Source organism: Actinotalea ferrariae (genome assembly GCF_019733465.1).
GTDB lineage: Bacteria > Actinomycetota > Actinomycetes > Actinomycetales > Cellulomonadaceae > Actinotalea > Actinotalea ferrariae_A.
Map to the genome: position 1 here is coordinate 1 of NZ_JACVQL010000041.1, position 15,985 is coordinate 15,985.

Annotated in this window: 11 protein-coding genes; 3 read left to right on the top strand and 8 right to left on the bottom strand. The window is 74.4% G+C overall.

Annotated elements, in window-relative coordinates:
- Positions 1–20 precede the first annotated feature (20 nt).
- Positions 21–1,205 carry an ROK family transcriptional regulator gene (locus ICW40_RS03770; RefSeq protein ID WP_221652499.1) on the bottom strand — a complete coding sequence of 395 codons (1,185 nt, stop codon included), beginning with the start codon at positions 1,203–1,205 and terminating at the stop codon, positions 21–23.
- 344 nt (positions 1,206–1,549) lie between these two features.
- On the opposite strand from ICW40_RS03770, the gene ICW40_RS03775 reads away from it, so the two are divergent.
- Complete coding sequence (locus tag ICW40_RS03775; RefSeq protein ID WP_308121608.1) at positions 1,550–2,842, top strand: ABC transporter substrate-binding protein; 1,293 nt, start codon at positions 1,550–1,552, stop codon at positions 2,840–2,842.
- A gap of 95 nt (positions 2,843–2,937) precedes the next feature.
- On the opposite strand, the gene ICW40_RS03780 is transcribed toward ICW40_RS03775, so the two are convergent.
- The 6 genes from ICW40_RS03780 to ICW40_RS03805 all read right to left on the bottom strand — a co-directional run bounded on the left by ICW40_RS03780 (position 2,938) and on the right by ICW40_RS03805 (position 13,041).
- Positions 2,938–3,621: a hypothetical protein gene (locus ICW40_RS03780; RefSeq protein WP_221652508.1), complete on the bottom strand. Its 684-nt coding sequence runs from the start codon at positions 3,619–3,621 to the stop codon at positions 2,938–2,940.
- Positions 3,622–3,830: 209 nt separating this feature from the next.
- The gene (gene pulA / locus ICW40_RS03785; protein WP_221652500.1) at positions 3,831–9,677 is read right to left on the bottom strand and encodes a pullulanase-type alpha-1,6-glucosidase; all 5,847 of its coding nucleotides are present in this window, start codon (positions 9,675–9,677) and stop codon (positions 3,831–3,833) included.
- Positions 9,678–9,858: 181 nt separating this feature from the next.
- A complete protein-coding gene (locus tag ICW40_RS03790; RefSeq protein WP_308121609.1) occupies positions 9,859–10,245 on the bottom strand; it encodes a DUF167 domain-containing protein in 387 nt (128 codons plus the stop codon).
- A gap of 15 nt (positions 10,246–10,260) precedes the next feature.
- The gene (locus ICW40_RS03795; RefSeq protein WP_221652501.1) at positions 10,261–10,743 is read right to left on the bottom strand and encodes a hypothetical protein; all 483 of its coding nucleotides are present in this window, start codon (positions 10,741–10,743) and stop codon (positions 10,261–10,263) included.
- A 53-nt stretch (positions 10,744–10,796) separates the two neighbouring features.
- The gene (locus tag ICW40_RS03800; RefSeq protein ID WP_221652502.1) at positions 10,797–11,795 is read right to left on the bottom strand and encodes a malate dehydrogenase; all 999 of its coding nucleotides are present in this window, start codon (positions 11,793–11,795) and stop codon (positions 10,797–10,799) included.
- Between the two features lie 28 nt (positions 11,796–11,823).
- Positions 11,824–13,041, bottom strand: coding sequence for an NADP-dependent isocitrate dehydrogenase (locus ICW40_RS03805; RefSeq protein ID WP_221652503.1), 1,218 nt, complete (start codon positions 13,039–13,041; stop codon positions 11,824–11,826).
- Positions 13,042–13,284: 243 nt separating this feature from the next.
- On the opposite strand from ICW40_RS03805, the gene ICW40_RS03810 reads away from it, so the two are divergent.
- Positions 13,285–14,448 (top strand): MIP/aquaporin family protein, encoded by a 1,164-nt coding sequence (locus ICW40_RS03810; RefSeq protein WP_221652504.1) that lies wholly within the window; start codon positions 13,285–13,287, stop codon positions 14,446–14,448.
- Positions 14,449–14,499: 51 nt separating this feature from the next.
- Here ICW40_RS03810 and ICW40_RS03815 read toward each other — a convergent pair whose 3' ends face one another.
- Positions 14,500–14,775 carry a DUF3017 domain-containing protein gene (locus ICW40_RS03815; RefSeq protein ID WP_221652505.1) on the bottom strand — a complete coding sequence of 92 codons (276 nt, stop codon included), beginning with the start codon at positions 14,773–14,775 and terminating at the stop codon, positions 14,500–14,502.
- A 23-nt stretch (positions 14,776–14,798) separates the two neighbouring features.
- Here ICW40_RS03815 and ICW40_RS03820 point away from each other — a divergent pair.
- Positions 14,799–15,985, top strand: a 1,187-nt coding sequence (locus ICW40_RS03820; RefSeq protein ID WP_308121610.1) for an NAD(P)/FAD-dependent oxidoreductase, incomplete at its 3' end; no start/stop codon positions are given.

Consider the following 15,985-nt stretch of genomic DNA (forward strand, 5'->3'; position numbering starts at 1 on the left):
GAGCCGGCGTGCGCGCGCCCTCATCGCGCACCCGCCGTGACGGGCGCCGCGACCTGCGCGACGTCGACCGCGAGCGCCAGGGCGCCGCGCACCTCCGCCTGGTCCCCGAGCGCCGACGCCACGACCTCGACGGGGCCGGCGGTCGTCTCGACCGCGCGCTCGACGATCGCGCGGCGCAGCGGGCCGAGCAGGATCTCCCCCGCGTGCACGAGCTCACCACCCACGACGACCACCTCCGGGTCCAGCAGCGTGCACACCACGGCCATCGCCGTCCCCAGCCGGTGCCCGACGTCGGCGACCACGGCCGACGACGCCTCGTCCCCGTCCCGCGCGCGGACCACGAGGTCGCGCAGAGCCAGGTGGTGACGGTCCTCGAGCCGACGCACGACGGCGGTCGACCCGATGACGGTCTCGAGGCAGCCCACGTTGCCGCAGCGGCACGGCTCGCCGGCCTCGTCGACGACGACGTGGCCGAGCTCGCCCGCGGCGCCCGCGCGGCCGTGGTGGATGCGACCGTCGAGGACGAGGCCCAGCCCGACCCCGTGCGAGGACCGCACGTAGGCGACATGCCGCCGGCCGCGGGCCGCGCCGAGCCGCACCTCGGCGAGCGCCCCGAGGTTGGCGTCGTTGTCGATCTCGACGGGGACGCCCAGGCGACGCCCGAGCACGTCCGGCACGTCGACGTCGTCCCAGCCGCGCAGGATGCCCACGCCCGAGACGCGCCCGGTGCGGACGTCGACCGGGGCGGGGACCCCGACGCCGAGCGCGAGCACCTCCCCGGGCGTCGCGCCGAGCGAGTCGACCATCTCCTCGACCAGCATCGCCGCCCGGTCCAGGCCGCTGTCGGCGCGGTGCTCGGGCGGCAGGGGCAGGCGCTGCTCGGCCAGGACGCGCTGGGTGACGTCGCCCAGGGCGACCCGCATCGACCGCTCGCCGAAGTGCACGCCGGCGAGGAGCCCGAGGTTGCGCGCGAGGGTGACGAGCGAGGCGCGCCGGCCGCTGCGCGACGTCGGCGTCGTGCTGAGCACGCCCGCCTGGGTGAGCTCCTTGACGATGTTCGAGATGGTCGCGGCGGACAGGCCCGTCAGGGCCGCGAGCTCGACCTGCGTGATGGAGCCGCGCTGCTGGACCGCCGTGACGATGCGGGCACGGTTCGCCTCCCTCAGGGAGGTCTGGGAGCCTGGCGGCACCCGCTCGTTGGCCACGCCCGAGGATAGCGTGGGCGCACCCTGCGGCCGACGGCGCCGCGACGCCCGCGGGCCACGCGTCCACGCATCTGACCTGCGGCGACGGCGCGGGTCACCCGCTCGGGCGAGCCGGTCGCCGGACCGGGTGACGTGGCGGGCGCGCGCCCGGCGGGGCGTGTTGACTGCCCCTGCCCGGCACAGTTGGATGGCGCAGGCCGCCTCGGCGGCCGGGCGCCTGCCGGCGGAGGTCGCGACGCCCAGCGGGACGACGGACGGTGGCCCCCGAGGGCCGCACCGCACGGCGGGGGCACGGGGCGGGCACGACGCAGGACTAAGGCACTGCCCGAGGCTCGGAGGCGTGGGTGACGACGACGGCGCACAGCTCCCGGGCGCGTCCCGCCCGGCGCCTGACCGCGCTCGCGGTGACGGTCGCGGCACTCCTCGGGGTCGGCGCCTGCACGCCCGACCAGCAGCCGGCGCCCCCGGGCGAGCGGGTCGAGGTCTTCACCTGGTGGGCGAGCGGCTCGGAGAAGCTCGGGCTCGACGCGCTCGTCGAGGTCTTCGAGGAGCAGCACCCCGACGTCTCCTTCGTCAACGGCGCGGTCGCGGGCGGTGCGGGCTCGGCCGCGAAGGACCTGCTCGACTCGCGGCTCGCGGCCGGTGACCCGCCCGACACGTTCCAGGCGCACGCCGGCGCCGAGCTCGCCGACTACGTCGAGGCCGGTCAGGTGGCCGACCTCACCGACCTGTACGACGCCGAGGACCTGCGCGACGCGTTCCCCGCGGAGCTCGTCGCCCGGCTGTCCGTCGACGGACGGGTCCACGCCGTCCCCTCCAACATCCACCGCGCCAACGTGGTGTGGGCGAACCCCGACGTGCTCGAGGCGGCCGGCCTGGACCCGGACGCGCGGTACGCCTCGGTCGACGAGTGGCTCGTGGCGCTCGAGGCCGTCGAGGCCTCCGGCCGGACCCCGCTCGCGCTCGCGACGACGTGGACCCAGGTCCACCTGCTCGAGACGGTGCTCCTCGCCGAGCTCGGCCCGCAGGCCTACGCCGGGCTGTGGGACGGCAGCACGGACTGGGCCGGGGTCGAGGTCCGGGCCGCGCTCGAGGACTTCGCGACCCTGCTCACCTACAGCAACGCCGACCGCGGCGGGCTCGACTGGCCGGACGCGACCCAGCGGGTCATCGACGGCGAGGCCGCGTTCAACGTCATGGGCGACTGGGCCGTCGCTGCCTTCGAGAGCGCCGGGCTCGAGCCCGGCCGGGACTACGTGCACTTCCCCGTGCCCGGGACCGACGGCGCGTTCGACTTCCTCGCCGACGCGTTCACGCTCCCGGTCGACGCGTCCAACCCGGACGGCGCCCGCGCGTGGCTCCGGACCGTCGCCTCGGCCGAGGGCCAGGCGGCGCTGAGTGCGGAGAAGGGGTCCATCCCGGCCCGGCTCGACGTCGACCCCGACGACCTCAGCTCCTACCAGCGCTCGGCCATGGCCTCGTTCGCGGAGGACACCGTGGTGCCCTCGCTCGCGCACGGCGCCGCGGCGCCCGCCGCGACCCTGACCGCGATGACCGCCGCCGTCGGCCGGTTCACCGAGGGCACGACGGACGTCACCGCCCTCCAGGCCGAGCTCGCGGCGGCGGCCGCCGGCTGAGCCCGGCGGCCGCGGCTGAGTCCGGCGGCCGCACGCGAGCACCGCGTGCCCGCCCGCACCGGTCGGCACGGGCGAGAACCGGGCGTGAGTTCGGCTCAGCGCGGGTTGAGGACCCGCCGCAACGCGGCCTCACCGGCGCGCGCCATCTGGACGACGCCCCGGACGATGCTCACGAGGCCCACGACGACCGGGCCCCAGAGCACGACGTACGATCCGCCGACGTCGGCCGAGACGTAGCCGCCGATCGTCACGCCGAGACCGACGAGCAGCATGACGACCCCGACGAGGATCGCCTTGCGGCCGGCGCGACGCTGCTCGTCCGTGTAGTGCGCGACGAGGTCGAACGACGGCGCCCCGTGCTGCGCCGTGGCGGTCGACACGTCGGCCGGCGCGACCGGCGTCCCGAACCGGGACGTCGGCACGGCCGGCGCAGGCCGCTGCGCGGGCACCCCGGCGGGCACGTGGGCGTAGGGCCCGCCCTGCTCGGCGTGCGGCGCGGTGGCCGGCGCCGGCACGAGCTCGTGCAGCGCGGCGTACGCCGCGGGATGCGCACCCGGCCCCGTCGGGCCCGGGTGCTGGGGACCGGCCTGGCCACCGGCCATGACCAGCTGCGGCGCGGGGTGGTCCGCGGTCCACCAGACGTGATCGGCGGGCGCGGGCGGCCAGGAGGGGTCCGGCTGCCACCCCTGGGGCGGGGTCCAGCCGGCCGGTGGGGTCGGCCATCCGGGCGGGGAGTTGAAGATCGGCACGAACCCGACGTTAGTGGCGCCGGAGGACATGATCATCCTTCCGCGGCGGACCTCACCCGCTGTTTCACCCGCGTCTCATCAGATGGTCCAGCTGCAGGTCAGGGGCGTTTCACCCACCACTTCACCCGCTCCGCGGCGTCATCGGCCCGGCACGCGACGACGCCGCCCCCGGGTGGGCGCGGCGTCGTCGCGTCAGGCCGGTCGCAGCCGGTCCAGCCGGTCGGCCCGGCAGTCAGCACTCAGCCCCAGGGCCACCAGACCGGCGGCCACCAGCTCCAGAACCAGCCCCACCACCAGCCGAGGCCGCCGCCGTGGCCGCCGCCGTGCCGCTCCTCGTCGTCGACGAGGACGGTCACCGTGCGGGCCGGGACCGTGACGGTGCCGGTCGCCTCGTCCCACGTGGTCCCGCGCACGACGTCGTCGCTGCCCTCGGCGAGCACCGGCGACAGCTCGTAGTCGTCGCCCGCGAGGTCGGGCACCGCGACGACGGCGGGCTCGTCCGAGGCGTTGAAGACCACGAGCAGCCCGTCGAGGTCACGGTCGACGTCCTCGCCCACCGTGTCGTCGACGTGCATCGCGATGACACCGGGAAGGGCGTCCGGGCCGCTGCCCGGGAAGGTGACCTTGTCCTCGATGAGCTCGGCGTCGCCCAGCCGGAAGAGCTCGGTCGAGAACCGCAGCCGCAGGAGGTCCTGCGCCTGCTCGGTCGCCGCCGCCATGTCCTGCGCCCCCGGTCGGAGCGCGGGGTCCGCGAGCAGCGGCTGCTGGAACGGCCACTTGTCCTCGTTGTCCGCCGCCGGCGGGAGGCCTCGGCCGAACGTGCTCTCCTGACCCGACCAGTCGATCTCGTTGAACCAGTCGCCCGAGTTGTAGCTGTTGCGGTCGAGCGACTTGCTCCGCAGCAGGTCCGTCCCCGCGTGCCAGAACGACGGCGTCTGCGCGAGCGCGGTGGTCGCGAGCGACAGGGTGTTCATCCGCACCCGGTCGGCCATCGGGGTGTCCTGGGGCAGCTTGAGCGTCAACGAGTCGAACAGCGTCTCGTTGTCGTGCGCGTCGACGTAGGTGATGACCTCCTCGGGCGACGTCGCGTACCCGGCCGGCTGGCCGTTGTAGTCGAGCTCGGCGCCCGTTCGGACGGTCCCGTCGCTCGTCAGGAACGCGTAGTCCTCGAGGTTGCCGGCCAGACCCAGCCGGACGAGGTCCGCCTGGTGCTGCAGCCGAGCGAGCTGCTCCGCCTCCGTGCCGTTCACCGGGTCGCCGTTGGGGTCGGTGAAGGCGCCGCTGCCGAAGCCCTGGATGCCCGGGTTCTCGTCGAAGGGCCCGCCGCCGCGCACGGCGTCACGCAGGCGGTCGCTGAAGGTACCGATCCCCGTGCCGTCGAGCTGGCCCTGCGTGGCCTGGGTGAAGAGGCGGTTGTCAGCGACCTCGCCGAAGTTCCACCCCTCGCCGTACAGGTACACGGCCGAGCCGTCGACGCCGTCGCGGCGCTCGGTCAGCGCGTCGAGCGCCTCGCGGACCGCCTGCATGGTCTCGACGCTGTGGTGCCCCATGAGGTCGAACCGGAACCCGTCGACCTTGTAGTCCCGCGCCCACGTGACGACCGAGTCGACCATGAGCTTCTCGGCCATCGCGTGCTCGGTCGCGAGGTTCTGGCAGCACGTCGAGGTCTCGACCGCACCGGTCGCGCTGAGCCGGTGGTAGTAGCCGGGCACCACACGGTCGAGGACGGACTTCGGGTCCTGGCCGCTCGCGGCGGTGTGGTTGAAGACCTGGTCGAGCACGACCTGCAGGCCGTCCTCGTGCAGCGCACCGACCATCGTGCGGAACTCGGCCACCCGCTCGCCGCCGTGCGCGTCGACGGCGTACGAGCCCTCGGGCGCCGTGAAGTGCAGCGGGTCGTAGCCCCAGTTGTAGCCGTCCGCGTCCCGGATCGGGTCGATGCAGGCCTGCTGCTCGGGCGAGTCCGGCGGCAGGGCCGCCAGGTCGCACGGCGGCGTGGCCTGCAGCGCCCGGTCCTCCTCGATCGTCGCGATGTCGAACGTCGGCAGGAGGTGGACCGTGGTCAGGCCGGCGTCTGCCAGCGCCTGCAGGTGCTCGCGGCCCGCCGTGCCGTCCTCGGCGAATGCGAGGTAGGTACCCCGCAGCTCCTCCGGGACGGTCTCGTCGGTGATGGAGAAGTCCCGGACGTTCAGCTCGTAGATCGTCTGGTCCACGGGCTCCACGACCGGCTGCTCGGCGCGTCGCCACGCGCGCGGCTGGTACTGGCGGTCGTCCAGGTCGACGAGCACCGAGTGCGTCGAGTTCAGCGTCAGGGCGACCGTGTACGGGTCCGTCACCCGGTTCACCTCGACCACGTCCGTCGTGGGCGCGTACACCGTGACCTCGTAGAGGTACGCGGCCTCCCGCCACGACGCCTTGCCGCGGACGGTCCACGTGCCGTCGGCCTTGCGGTCCATCGCGACGCGCTCCGGCTCGGCCGTGAGGTCGAGCCGCCCGCGCCGGTCGGTCTGCCACAGCAACAGGTCGACGTCCTGGGCCGTCGGCGCCCACACCGCGAGCGTCGGCCGGTTGCCCTGCCATGCGGCGCCGAGGGTGCGGTCCGCGGCGTCCTCGGCGAACAGGTCGTCGACGACCCCCGGGATCTGCACCCCGGTCGCCGCCGCGAGCTCGCCGTCGGCCGCCTCGCCGGCGACGAGCAGCTCGCCCCGCAGGAGCGCCTCCGCGGTCGCGCGGTCGGCGTCGACCGTGAAGGCCGCGTAACCGGCGAGCGCCGGGAACCGGTCGAGCTGGTCCGCCGAGAGGCCGTCGGGGTCGGGGGTGAGGTCGAGCGCCTCACCGCCCTCGACCGCGCCGTCTGCCACCTCGAGCGAGCCGTCCGGCACGTGGTGCAGGCGCCAGGCGCCGTCCGCAGCGTCGGCGAGCTCCGCCGGCACGGCGATCGTCCCGGCGTCGACCCAGTGCGCCTGCGCCTGGCCGAGGCCGGGGAGGCCCGGGGTGGCGCCGCCGATCGTCAGGACGTGCGTGGCGATGTCGTAGGTGAAGGTGAGCGGCTCACCGGTCGCGGTGAACGGGATGTTCGCGCCGCCGGGTGCGCCGCCCTCGCCGTAGTTCTCGTCCCAGCTCAGGCCGTGGACCACCTTGACCTCGTACGAGCCCGCGGGCACGGCGGCGGTCCAGGTGTAGGTGCCGTCGCCGTCGCCGTCCTGGAGCGACGCGACCACGCAGTCGGGCTGCCAGTCACCCGGGCAGCCGATCTCGCTCTGGAACGAGCCTGCGAGCGTGACGAGCGGACCCTGCGCGCTCGACGTGAACCACTTCGTGGCGTCGTCGTAGACGAAGGTCACCTGCTGGTCGGCCGCGAGCGACAACCTGACGTTGTCGCCGCCCGGCACGCCGCCCGCCCCGTAGTTCTCCACCCACGAGCCGCCGACGGCGACCTTGTACTCCCAGGTCCCCGCGGGCACGGAGAACGTGCCCGAGTAGACCCCGGCGCCGCGGTGGGTGAGCGCGATGGCCTCGCACTCGGGGGCCCAGTCGGCGGTGCAGCCCATCTCGGCGTTCGCGCTGCCGGGGACGGTCACGAACAGGTCCGTGCGGCCCCCGGGCGCGGGCGGCGGCTCGGCGCCGTCGACGGCGATGCCCACCGAGGCGAAGGTCGACGCCGCGACGCGCTCGCCGGCGGCGTCCACGCTCACGGCGCGGTACTCGACCAGCGTGCCGCGCGGCAGGTCCGTCGTGTCGTGGAAGACCCGCGGCGTCGTGTCCTCGGCCGTGCCGAGCGGCACCCACGCGTCGGTGCCCACGAGCCGGTACGCGAAGGACGTCTCCGCCCACGCGTCGGCGACGTCCGCGCCCACGGGTGCGACGCCCGACACGGCACCTCCGGCACCCGGCACGTCGACCGCGATGCTGCCCGCCCCCGGCGCGACGGTGCCGTCGGCCACGAGGGCGAGCGCCCCGTACGCGGGGACCGTGACGGTCACGAGGCCGTCGGCGTCGGCCGTGACCGCAGCGTGGTCGCCCAGCAGCGGCGCGAAGGTCGCACCCGGCGTCAGCGTGTCGACCGTGACGGTGGCGGGCGCGGCCTCGTTGTTGAGCGCGACGAGGTGCTCGACCTTCTCGTCGCGGTGGACGCGCGAGAACGCGTAGACCGAGCCCTCGCCGTCCCCGCTCACGGGACGCTCGACCTGCGCGCCGCTCTCGAGCGCGGGCGTCGCCTCACGCAGCTCGGCGAGCTCGGCGATGTGCCGGTAGAGCGGTGCGTCCGTGTCGTAGCGGTCGACCGAACCCGCGGTCTCCCCCGTGAGCAGCGGCTGGTCGGTGTACTCCGCGGTCTGCGACGCGAACAGCGTCTGGCGCGCGCTCTTGTCGCCGCCCGGGCCCGCGAAGCCCTGCTCGTCGCCGTAGTAGACGACCGGCTGGCCGCGCGTGAGGTACATGAGGCTGTGCGCGAGCTCGGAGCGCTCCAGGCCGTCGCCGTCCGGCGCGACGAAGTAGCCGATGCGGCCCATGTCGTGGTTGCCGAGGAACGTCGGCAGCGCCGTCGCGCTCGTCGTCGGCGTCGTGTACATGTCGTCGGACGCGAACAGCTGCGCCAGGCCCCTCGGGTCGCTGCCGCGCGCGAAGAGCTGGGCGGCCGACTGGAACGTGAAGTCGAGCGTCGAGCTCATGTCGGTGTTCCGCACGTACGGGGAGAGCTTCGCCGCGTCGGCGTCGTACACCTCGCCGAACATGAAGAAGTCGGGCTTGCCCTGCGCGCGGGCGTAGTCGAGGACCTCGGTCGTCCACTGCTCCCAGAACTCGATGTTCACGTGCTTGACCGTGTCGATGCGGAACCCGTCGATGCCCAGGTCGATCCAGTCCTGGTAGACGTCGACGAACCCCTCGACGACGGTCGGGTGCTCGGTCATGAGGTCGTCGAGGCCGTCGAAGTCGCCGTAGGTGACGGACTCGCCCTCCCACGTCGAGTTGCCGCGGTTGTGGTAGAGCGTCGGGTCGTTGAGCCACGCCGGGACCTTGACGTCGGCGTCGGCCGGGTCCACGACCGGCGTGTACGGGAACGACGTCGCCGGGTCGAGCTCGGGGAAGGTCCCGGTGCCGGCGTAGGTGGCCGGGTCGAACACCGTGCCGTCGGCGGTGCGGTACGGCGCCGTGGCCTGGTCGACGTAGTCGTAGGTGCCCTCGGCGTAGTCGATGACGTCGGCCGTGTGGTTCGTGATGATGTCGAAGTAGACCTTGATGCCGCGCGCGTGGGCGTCCGCGATGAGTGCCTCGAGCTCGGCGTTGCTGCCCAGGTGCGGGTCGATCTGCGTGAAGTCGGTGATCCAGTAGCCGTGGTAGCCGGCCGAGGCGTTCGCGCCCGTGCCCTGCACCGGGCGGTTGAGGAAGGACGGCGTGAGCCAGATGGCGCTCGTCCCGAGGCCCTCGATGTAGTCGAGCTGCTCGCGCAGCCCGGCGAGGTCGCCGCCCTGGTAGAAGCCCTTGTCGGTCGGGTCGAAGCCCGTCGTCAGGCGGTCGCCCGTGAGGCCGCCCGTGTCGTTGGTGGGGTCGCCGTTGGCGAAGCGGTCGGTCATGACGAAGTAGAACTGCTCGCTCGAGCCGGGCTGGCGCGCGGGCGCTGCGACGAGCGCGTCGTCGGCGGGGACGTAGTCGCCCGCGAGACTGCCGAGCGGCGTGAGCGACGTGCGATGGGTCGCGTCGTCGTACGTCACGCGCAGCACCGTGGCCCCCGCGAGCACGAGCGGAGAGTTGTCACCCGTGGCGTCGGCGCCGTACGACTCGTCCCACGCGTCGTCCAGCGCGACCTTGTACTCGTACGCGCCGGCCGGCACCTCGAAGTCGGCGGAGAACACGCCCGGCTCGTCCGTGGGCGCCAGCTCGGTCGCGGCACACGCCGGGTCCCAGTCGGCCGGGCAGCCGAGCTCGTCCTGGAGGCTGCCGACGAGCGCGACGCTCGTGGCGGCCGCCTGCGCCGGCGCGGGCGAGACCGCCCCTCCCGGCACGACGACGGCGCCGCCGAGGGCGACGGCCGAGGCGGTGAGGAGGCGGGCGGCGGAACGCGCGGGCGTGGCCGAGGCCGGTCTCATGGGGACTCCCTTGTCGCCGAGAAGATCACCCGGGTGAAGCCGCGGGTGTCGCGACCGTAGAACGTTGCTGCAACTCGTTGCAACGGGCGCTGGTCCGACGTTGCAGTGGACACGCGTCCACCGACGCCGACGTGCGGCGGAGGCCCGCCTCGCGTTGCAACGACGAGGCCGGCCCGCCCCGTCACCATCCACATCGTGGACAGAGCGGGTTCCGCGGTCGCTCGCTCCCGGGGCGGTCACGCACCGGCCCGGCAGTGAGGGTCGTGCCCGCCGGGTGGCGGGTCAGTGCCCGAGCAGGACGGCGAGTCGCGCGGCGACCGCCTCCGGGGACGCGTCGACGGCGACGACCTTGTCGCGGCTCGTCGCGCCGCCACATCGTCACGGCCCGCGGGCGTACGCCGAACGCAGCGGCGACCGCGTCGAGCGTCGCCTGCGTCGCGGCCCGGTCCACGGCGCGCGCGGTGACCGCGACGACGAGCCGACCCGCCCACTCGCCGCCCACGTGCGTGCGCGAGGCGCCGGGCCGCGCGCGCAGGGCGACGCGCACGGGACCGCGTGCGGTGGTCACGGGCTCGTCACCGGGTCACACCCACAGCAGCAGGACCTTGAGCTCCGTGCGCGCGCCGACGTCCCCGTAGCCGGCCTTCACGGCGGTGTCGTACTCCTCGAGCTTCGGCGCGACCGCCGCCGCCTCGGCCGACGCGACGGCGTCACGCGCCACCTTCAGCACCGAGTCGGCCGAGTCGCGGTAGTCCGGCGAGAAGGTCTCGACCTCGAGCTCCCCGAGCATCGCCCCGACGGCCTCGGCGTAGACGAGCGCACCTTGCTGGGCCGCGGCGAGGTCGCCCGTCGACTCGGTCGCGCGCCACGCCTCGAGCGCCTCGTCGTAGCCCGCCATGACGGCGTGCAGCCGCTCGCTCTCCTCGCCCAGGTCGAACGGGTCGTCCCACTCGAGGTCGCCACCGTCGGCCTCGCCGGCCCCGCCGGCCTCGCCGGACGCAGTGGTCTTCTCGGGCTTGGGCCCCGCCGGCTGGCCCGTGGTGCCGGGAAGGCACCCGGACAGCACGAGCGCCCCGCCGACGGCCAGGGCCGCGGCGAGGCGCCGTGCACGTCCGAGCGTCAGATCAGCCCCAGCTGGCGCACGGCGTCGCGCTCCTCGACGAGCTCGGCGACCGAGGCGTCGATGCGGTCGCGCGAGAACTCGCCGAGCTCGAGGCCCTGGACGATCTCCCAGTCGCCACCCGCCGACGTGACGGGAAAGGACGAGATGAGGCCCTCGGGCACGCCGTAGGAGCCGTCGGACGGGATGGCAGCCGACGTCCACGAGCCCTCCCGCGTGCCGAGCACCCAGTCCCGCACGTGGTCGACGGCGGCGTTCGCCGCGGAGGCAGCCGACGACGCCCCGCGCGCCTCGATGATCGCCGCGCCGCGCTTGGCGACGGTCGGGATGAACGTGTCGGCGAGCCACGCCTCGTCGTCGACGACCTCGACCGCGGGGCGGCCGCCGATCGTCGCGTGGAACACGTCCGGGTACTGGGTGGCCGAGTGGTTGCCCCAGATGGTGAGCCGGTCGATGTCCTTGACGCCCGTCCCCGTCTTCGTCGCGAGCTGCGACAGCGCACGGTTGTGGTCGAGACGCGTCATCGCGGTGAACCGCGACGTCGGCACGTCGGGCGCGTGCGACGCCGCGATGAGCGCGTTCGTGTTCGCCGGGTTGCCGACCACGAGCACGCGGACGTCGTCCGCCGCGACCGCGTTGATCGCCTCGCCCTGGGGCTTGAAGATGCCGCCGTTGGCCTCGAGGAGGTCCCCGCGCTCCATCCCCTTCGTCCGGGGACGCGCGCCCACGAGCAGCGCGACGTTCGCGCCCTCGAAGCCCGCCCGCGGGTCGTCCGCGATGTCGACCGACTCGAGCAGCGGGAACGCGCAGTCGTCCAGCTCCATCGCGGTGCCCTCGGCCGCCTTGACGCCCTGCGGGATCTCGAGCAGCCGCAGGCGGACCGGGGTGTCCGCACCGAGCATCTGGCCCGAGGCGATGCGGAACAGCAGGGCGTACCCGATCTGGCCTGCGGCGCCCGTCACCGTGACGGTGACCGGGGACTTCGGGTTCTGGGACATCGGTGTCTCCTTGAGGTCGGGCCGGTGCTCAGCCGAGGCGCGCGGCGAGGTTCTCGTCGAGGGCCGCGAGGAACTCCTCGGTGGTCAGCCACTCCTGGTCCGGACCGATGAGGAGCGCCAGGTCCTTGGTCATCTTGCCGCTCTCGACCGTCGTGATGACGACGTCCTCGAGCGTCTGCGCGAACTCGGTGACCTCGGGCGTGCCGTCGAGCTTGCCGCGGTGCATGAGGCCGCGCGTCCACGCGAAGATCGACGCGATCGGGTTGGTCGACGTCGGCTTGCCCTGCTGGTGCTGGCGGTAGTGGCGCGTCACGGTGCCGTGCGCGGCCTCGGCCTCGACGGTCCTGCCGTCCGGGGTCATGAGGACCGACGTCATGAGGCCCAGCGAGCCGAAGCCCTGCGCGACGGTGTCCGACTGCACGTCGCCGTCGTAGTTCTTGCAGGCCCACACGTAGCCGCCCTCCCACTTCATGGCCGCGGCGACCATGTCGTCGATGAGGCGGTGCTCGTACGTCAGGCCGGCGGCGTCGAAGTCCGCCTTGAACTCGGCCTCGAAGACCTCGGCGAAGATGTCCTTGAACTGGCCGTCGTACGCCTTGAGGATCGTGTTCTTCGTCGACAGGTAGACCGGGTAGCCGCGCTGGAGGCCGTAGGCGAACGAGGCGCGCGCGAAGTCACGGATCGAGTCGTTGAAGTTGTACATGCCCATCGCGACCCCGCCGTTCTCGGGGTAGGTCACGACCTGCTGCTGGATCGGCTCCGAGCCGTCCGCCGGGGTGAAGGTCAGCGTCAGGGTGCCGGCCCCCGCGACCTTGAAGTTCGTCGCCTTGTACTGGTCGCCGTGGGCGTGACGGCCGATGATGATCGGCTTGTTCCAGCCGGGCACGAGGCGCGGGATGTTGCTGATGATGATGGGCTCGCGGAAGACGACGCCGCCGAGGATGTTGCGGATCGTCCCGTTGGGCGAGACCCACATCTTCTTGAGGCCGAACTCCTCGACGCGGGCCTCGTCGGGCGTGATCGTGGCGCACTTGACGCCCACGCCGTGCTCCTTGATCGCGTTCGCCGCGTCGACCGTCACCTGGTCGTCGGTCGCGTCGCGGTTCTCGATCGACAGGTCGTAGTACCGCAGGTCGACGTCGAGGTAGGGGTGGATCAGGCGGTCCTTGATGAACTGCCAGATGATCCGGGTCATCTCGTCGCCGTCGAGCTCGACGACCGGACCCACGACCTTGATCTTGCCCATGCGGAGACTCCCGTAGCTGAGGTGGTCGACGCGGAGCCTCGCGGCCCACGTGCCGTCCCCGGTGAACGTGCACCTGCAAGCACCTGGGGGCGCCTGCTGGCCGGGGCGGCGGACTTCTGCGCCAGATTACTCGACATCGAGAGACCTGGCTCCGGCGGGGCCTCCGGATCGGGCGCCCCGCGGCCGGTCCGACGGTGCGATGATGCCCGCTGGCCAGCACGCTCTGACGACGACGGGAAACCCATGTCCAGCACCGAGCCCCGCACCCCCGACCCGCGCGACCCCGGCACCGAGCCCCGCACCGACGTCGGCACCACGGACGCCACGACCACGGGGGCGGCGGACCTGCCCGCGACCGGCGACACCGCAGCGACGGAGGACGACGCCGTCGGCGCGGCCGGCACGGGTGCAGGCGCCGACACCGGCACCGCGACCGGCACCGCCACCGGCGCCGGCAGCAGCGCAGGGTCCGCCCGCGAGTCCCGTTCCGAGCGCACGGTGCTGTCGGTCGACGACGACGAGGACGACGACCTTGACGAGCTCGAGGACACGGACGAGGACGACGACGACACGGACGACGACGCCTTCCTCGCCGGCCTCGACGACGAGCGGGAGCTCGCGGGCGCGAGCCTCGGGGCACGCCTCGGGGTCGAGGCGCTCGGGACGTTCGCGCTCGTCCTCGTCATCACCGGCGTCGCGCTCTACGGCCCCATCTCCGGTGCCGACGCCGTCGGCGTCGCGCTCGCGGCCGGCCTCGTCCTGGTCGGCGTGACCTCGGCCTTCGGCCACCTCTCCGGCGGGCACTTCAACCCCGCCGTGACGCTGGGCACCGCGATCGCGGGCCTCACGCGCTGGGTCGACGTGCCGCTCTACTGGCTCGCCCAGCTGCTCGGCGGCGTCGCGGCGGGAGCCACGGTGTTCCTCACGATCCCCGAGAGCCTGCCCGCCGCGCTGCAGGTCCCGGACGTGCCGACGTTCTTCGCCTCGACCGCCAACTCGTGGGGCGAGTTCTCCCGACTCTGGCTCGCGAGCGGCGAGCAGACGTCGTTCGACCAGCGCACGGCCTTCGTGGTCGAGCTGGTCGCGGCCGCCGTGCTGACCGCCGTCGTGCTCGGCACGGCCCGCCGCCGGTGGAGCTTCGCGCCGGCACCGGTCGCCGTCGGCCTCACCTACGCCGCGCTCTTCCTCCTGACCAGCCCGATCACGGGCGGCTCGGCGAACCCGGCGCGGTCCACGGCCGCCGCCGTGTTCTCGGGCGGCGACGCCGTCGGCCAGCTCTGGCTCTTCTGGGTCGCGCCGCTGCTCGGCGCGGCGCTCGTCGGTCTCGGCCACTTCGGCTTCGGCCGCGGCGGCTCCCCGCGCGCGGGCGAGACGATCGACGACGACGTGGCGGTCCCCCGCAGCTGACGCGCCGCCCGGCTCACGCCCGGGCCGCGCCTCCTGGCGAGGGCGGCCTGCTCAGACGCCGGGCGTGAGCATGAGCATGCCGATGCCGGCCGCGAGCCCGAGCAGGATCGTCACGTCGACCCACGTCGACCGGACGGCGATGCCCTCGGGCCGCCGGCCGCGGCCGATGAGCCGTGCGACGGCGGCCAGGACCAGCACGCTGACGAGGACGGCGGCGCCGGTGTACGCGCCCTCGACCGCGGCCACGACGGCGGCCGCGAGGACCGCGAGGACCACGAGCCACAGCGCGGGCGCCCGGTGGCGCTCGGCCTCCGGGGGGTGCGTCACGCCGGGGAGACTACCGTGGCCCCGTGCCACCCACCTCCGTCGTCGTCGTCGGCGCGGGCCTCGCGGGGGCGATGGCCGTCACCGCGCTGCGGGCCGAGGGGTTCCACGGTGACGTGGTCCTGCTCGGCGCCGAGGGGCTCGAGCCGTACGACCGCCCGCCGCTGTCCAAGGAGCTGCTGACCCGCACCGGCCCCGCGTGGTTGCGCGACGAGCTGTCGGCCGACCTCTCGGCCGCGGACGTCCGTCTCGCGCAGCCGGCCCTCGGGATCTCCGTCGGCCCGGCCGGCGTGACGGTCGCGACGGCCGACGGCGACGTGCGCGCCGACGCGGCCGTCCTCGCGACGGGCGCGGAGGCGGTCCGCCCGCCCGGCTGGGACGGTGCGCTCGTGCTGCACACCGCGGCCGACGCCGACCTGCTGCGCCGGGTCGTGCAGCCCGGCGCCCGCCTCGTCGTCGTGGGTGCCGGGTGGATCGGCGCGGAGGTCGCAGGCGTCGCGGCCGGTGCGGGCGCCGAGGTCACGGTGGTCGAGGCCGCGCGGACGCCGCTCGAGGCCGCCCTCGGTCCCACCGTCGGCGCCCTGACCGTCCCCTGGTACGAGGCGGCGGGCGTGCGCCTGCTCACCGGTGCACGGGTCGACGCGGTCGGGCCGGGCGAGGTCACGCTCGCCGACGGCGAGGTGCTCGGCGCCGACGCGGTGCTCGTCGCCGTCGGCGCCCGGCCGCGCTCGGCCTGGATCGGCGACGCGCTCCCGGTGGCGCCCGACGGCGCGCTCGTCGTCGACGAGCGCTACCGCGTGCTCGGGGTGGACGGACCGCTCCCCCACGTCGTCGCCGTGGGCGACCTCGCGCGCCGGCGGTCGGCGCGGCACGGCTGGGTGCCGGGCGGTCACTGGGACGGCGCGCTGCGTGGCCCCGCCGTGGCGGTCCGCACGCTCCTCGCCGGCAAGGCGGAGGGTGCGACGCCGGCCGACGACCCCGCGCCCTACGTCTTCTCGACCCAGCTCGGCCACGAGCTCGCGCTGCACGGCCACCCGCTCGCGACCGACGAGGTCGTGCTGCGGGCGGGCGACGACGGCTGGACCGCCCTGTGGTTCCGGCCCGGCAGCGACGAGCTCACGGCCGTGCTCGCGGTCGACCGCCCGCGCGACGTCGCGGTCGCCAGGCGCCTCTTCACCGGCCCGGCGCTGCCCCGCCTGGAGCGGTCGGGCGC

What these genes read in the sequence shown, in the direction of transcription:
- ICW40_RS03805 (WP_221652503.1), bottom strand. Translation starts at nt 13,041, where the DNA reads ATGGGCAAGATCAAGGTCGTGGGTCCGGTCGTCGAGCTCGACGGCGAC.
- pulA (WP_221652500.1), bottom strand. Translation starts at nt 9,677, where the DNA reads ATGAGACCGGCCTCGGCCACGCCCGCGCGTTCCGCCGCCCGCCTCCTC.
- ICW40_RS03800 (WP_221652502.1), bottom strand. Translation starts at nt 11,795, where the DNA reads ATGTCCCAGAACCCGAAGTCCCCGGTCACCGTCACGGTGACGGGCGCC.
- ICW40_RS03810 (WP_221652504.1), top strand. Translation starts at nt 13,285, where the DNA reads ATGTCCAGCACCGAGCCCCGCACCCCCGACCCGCGCGACCCCGGCACC.
- ICW40_RS03780 (WP_221652508.1), bottom strand. Translation starts at nt 3,621, where the DNA reads ATGTCCTCCGGCGCCACTAACGTCGGGTTCGTGCCGATCTTCAACTCC.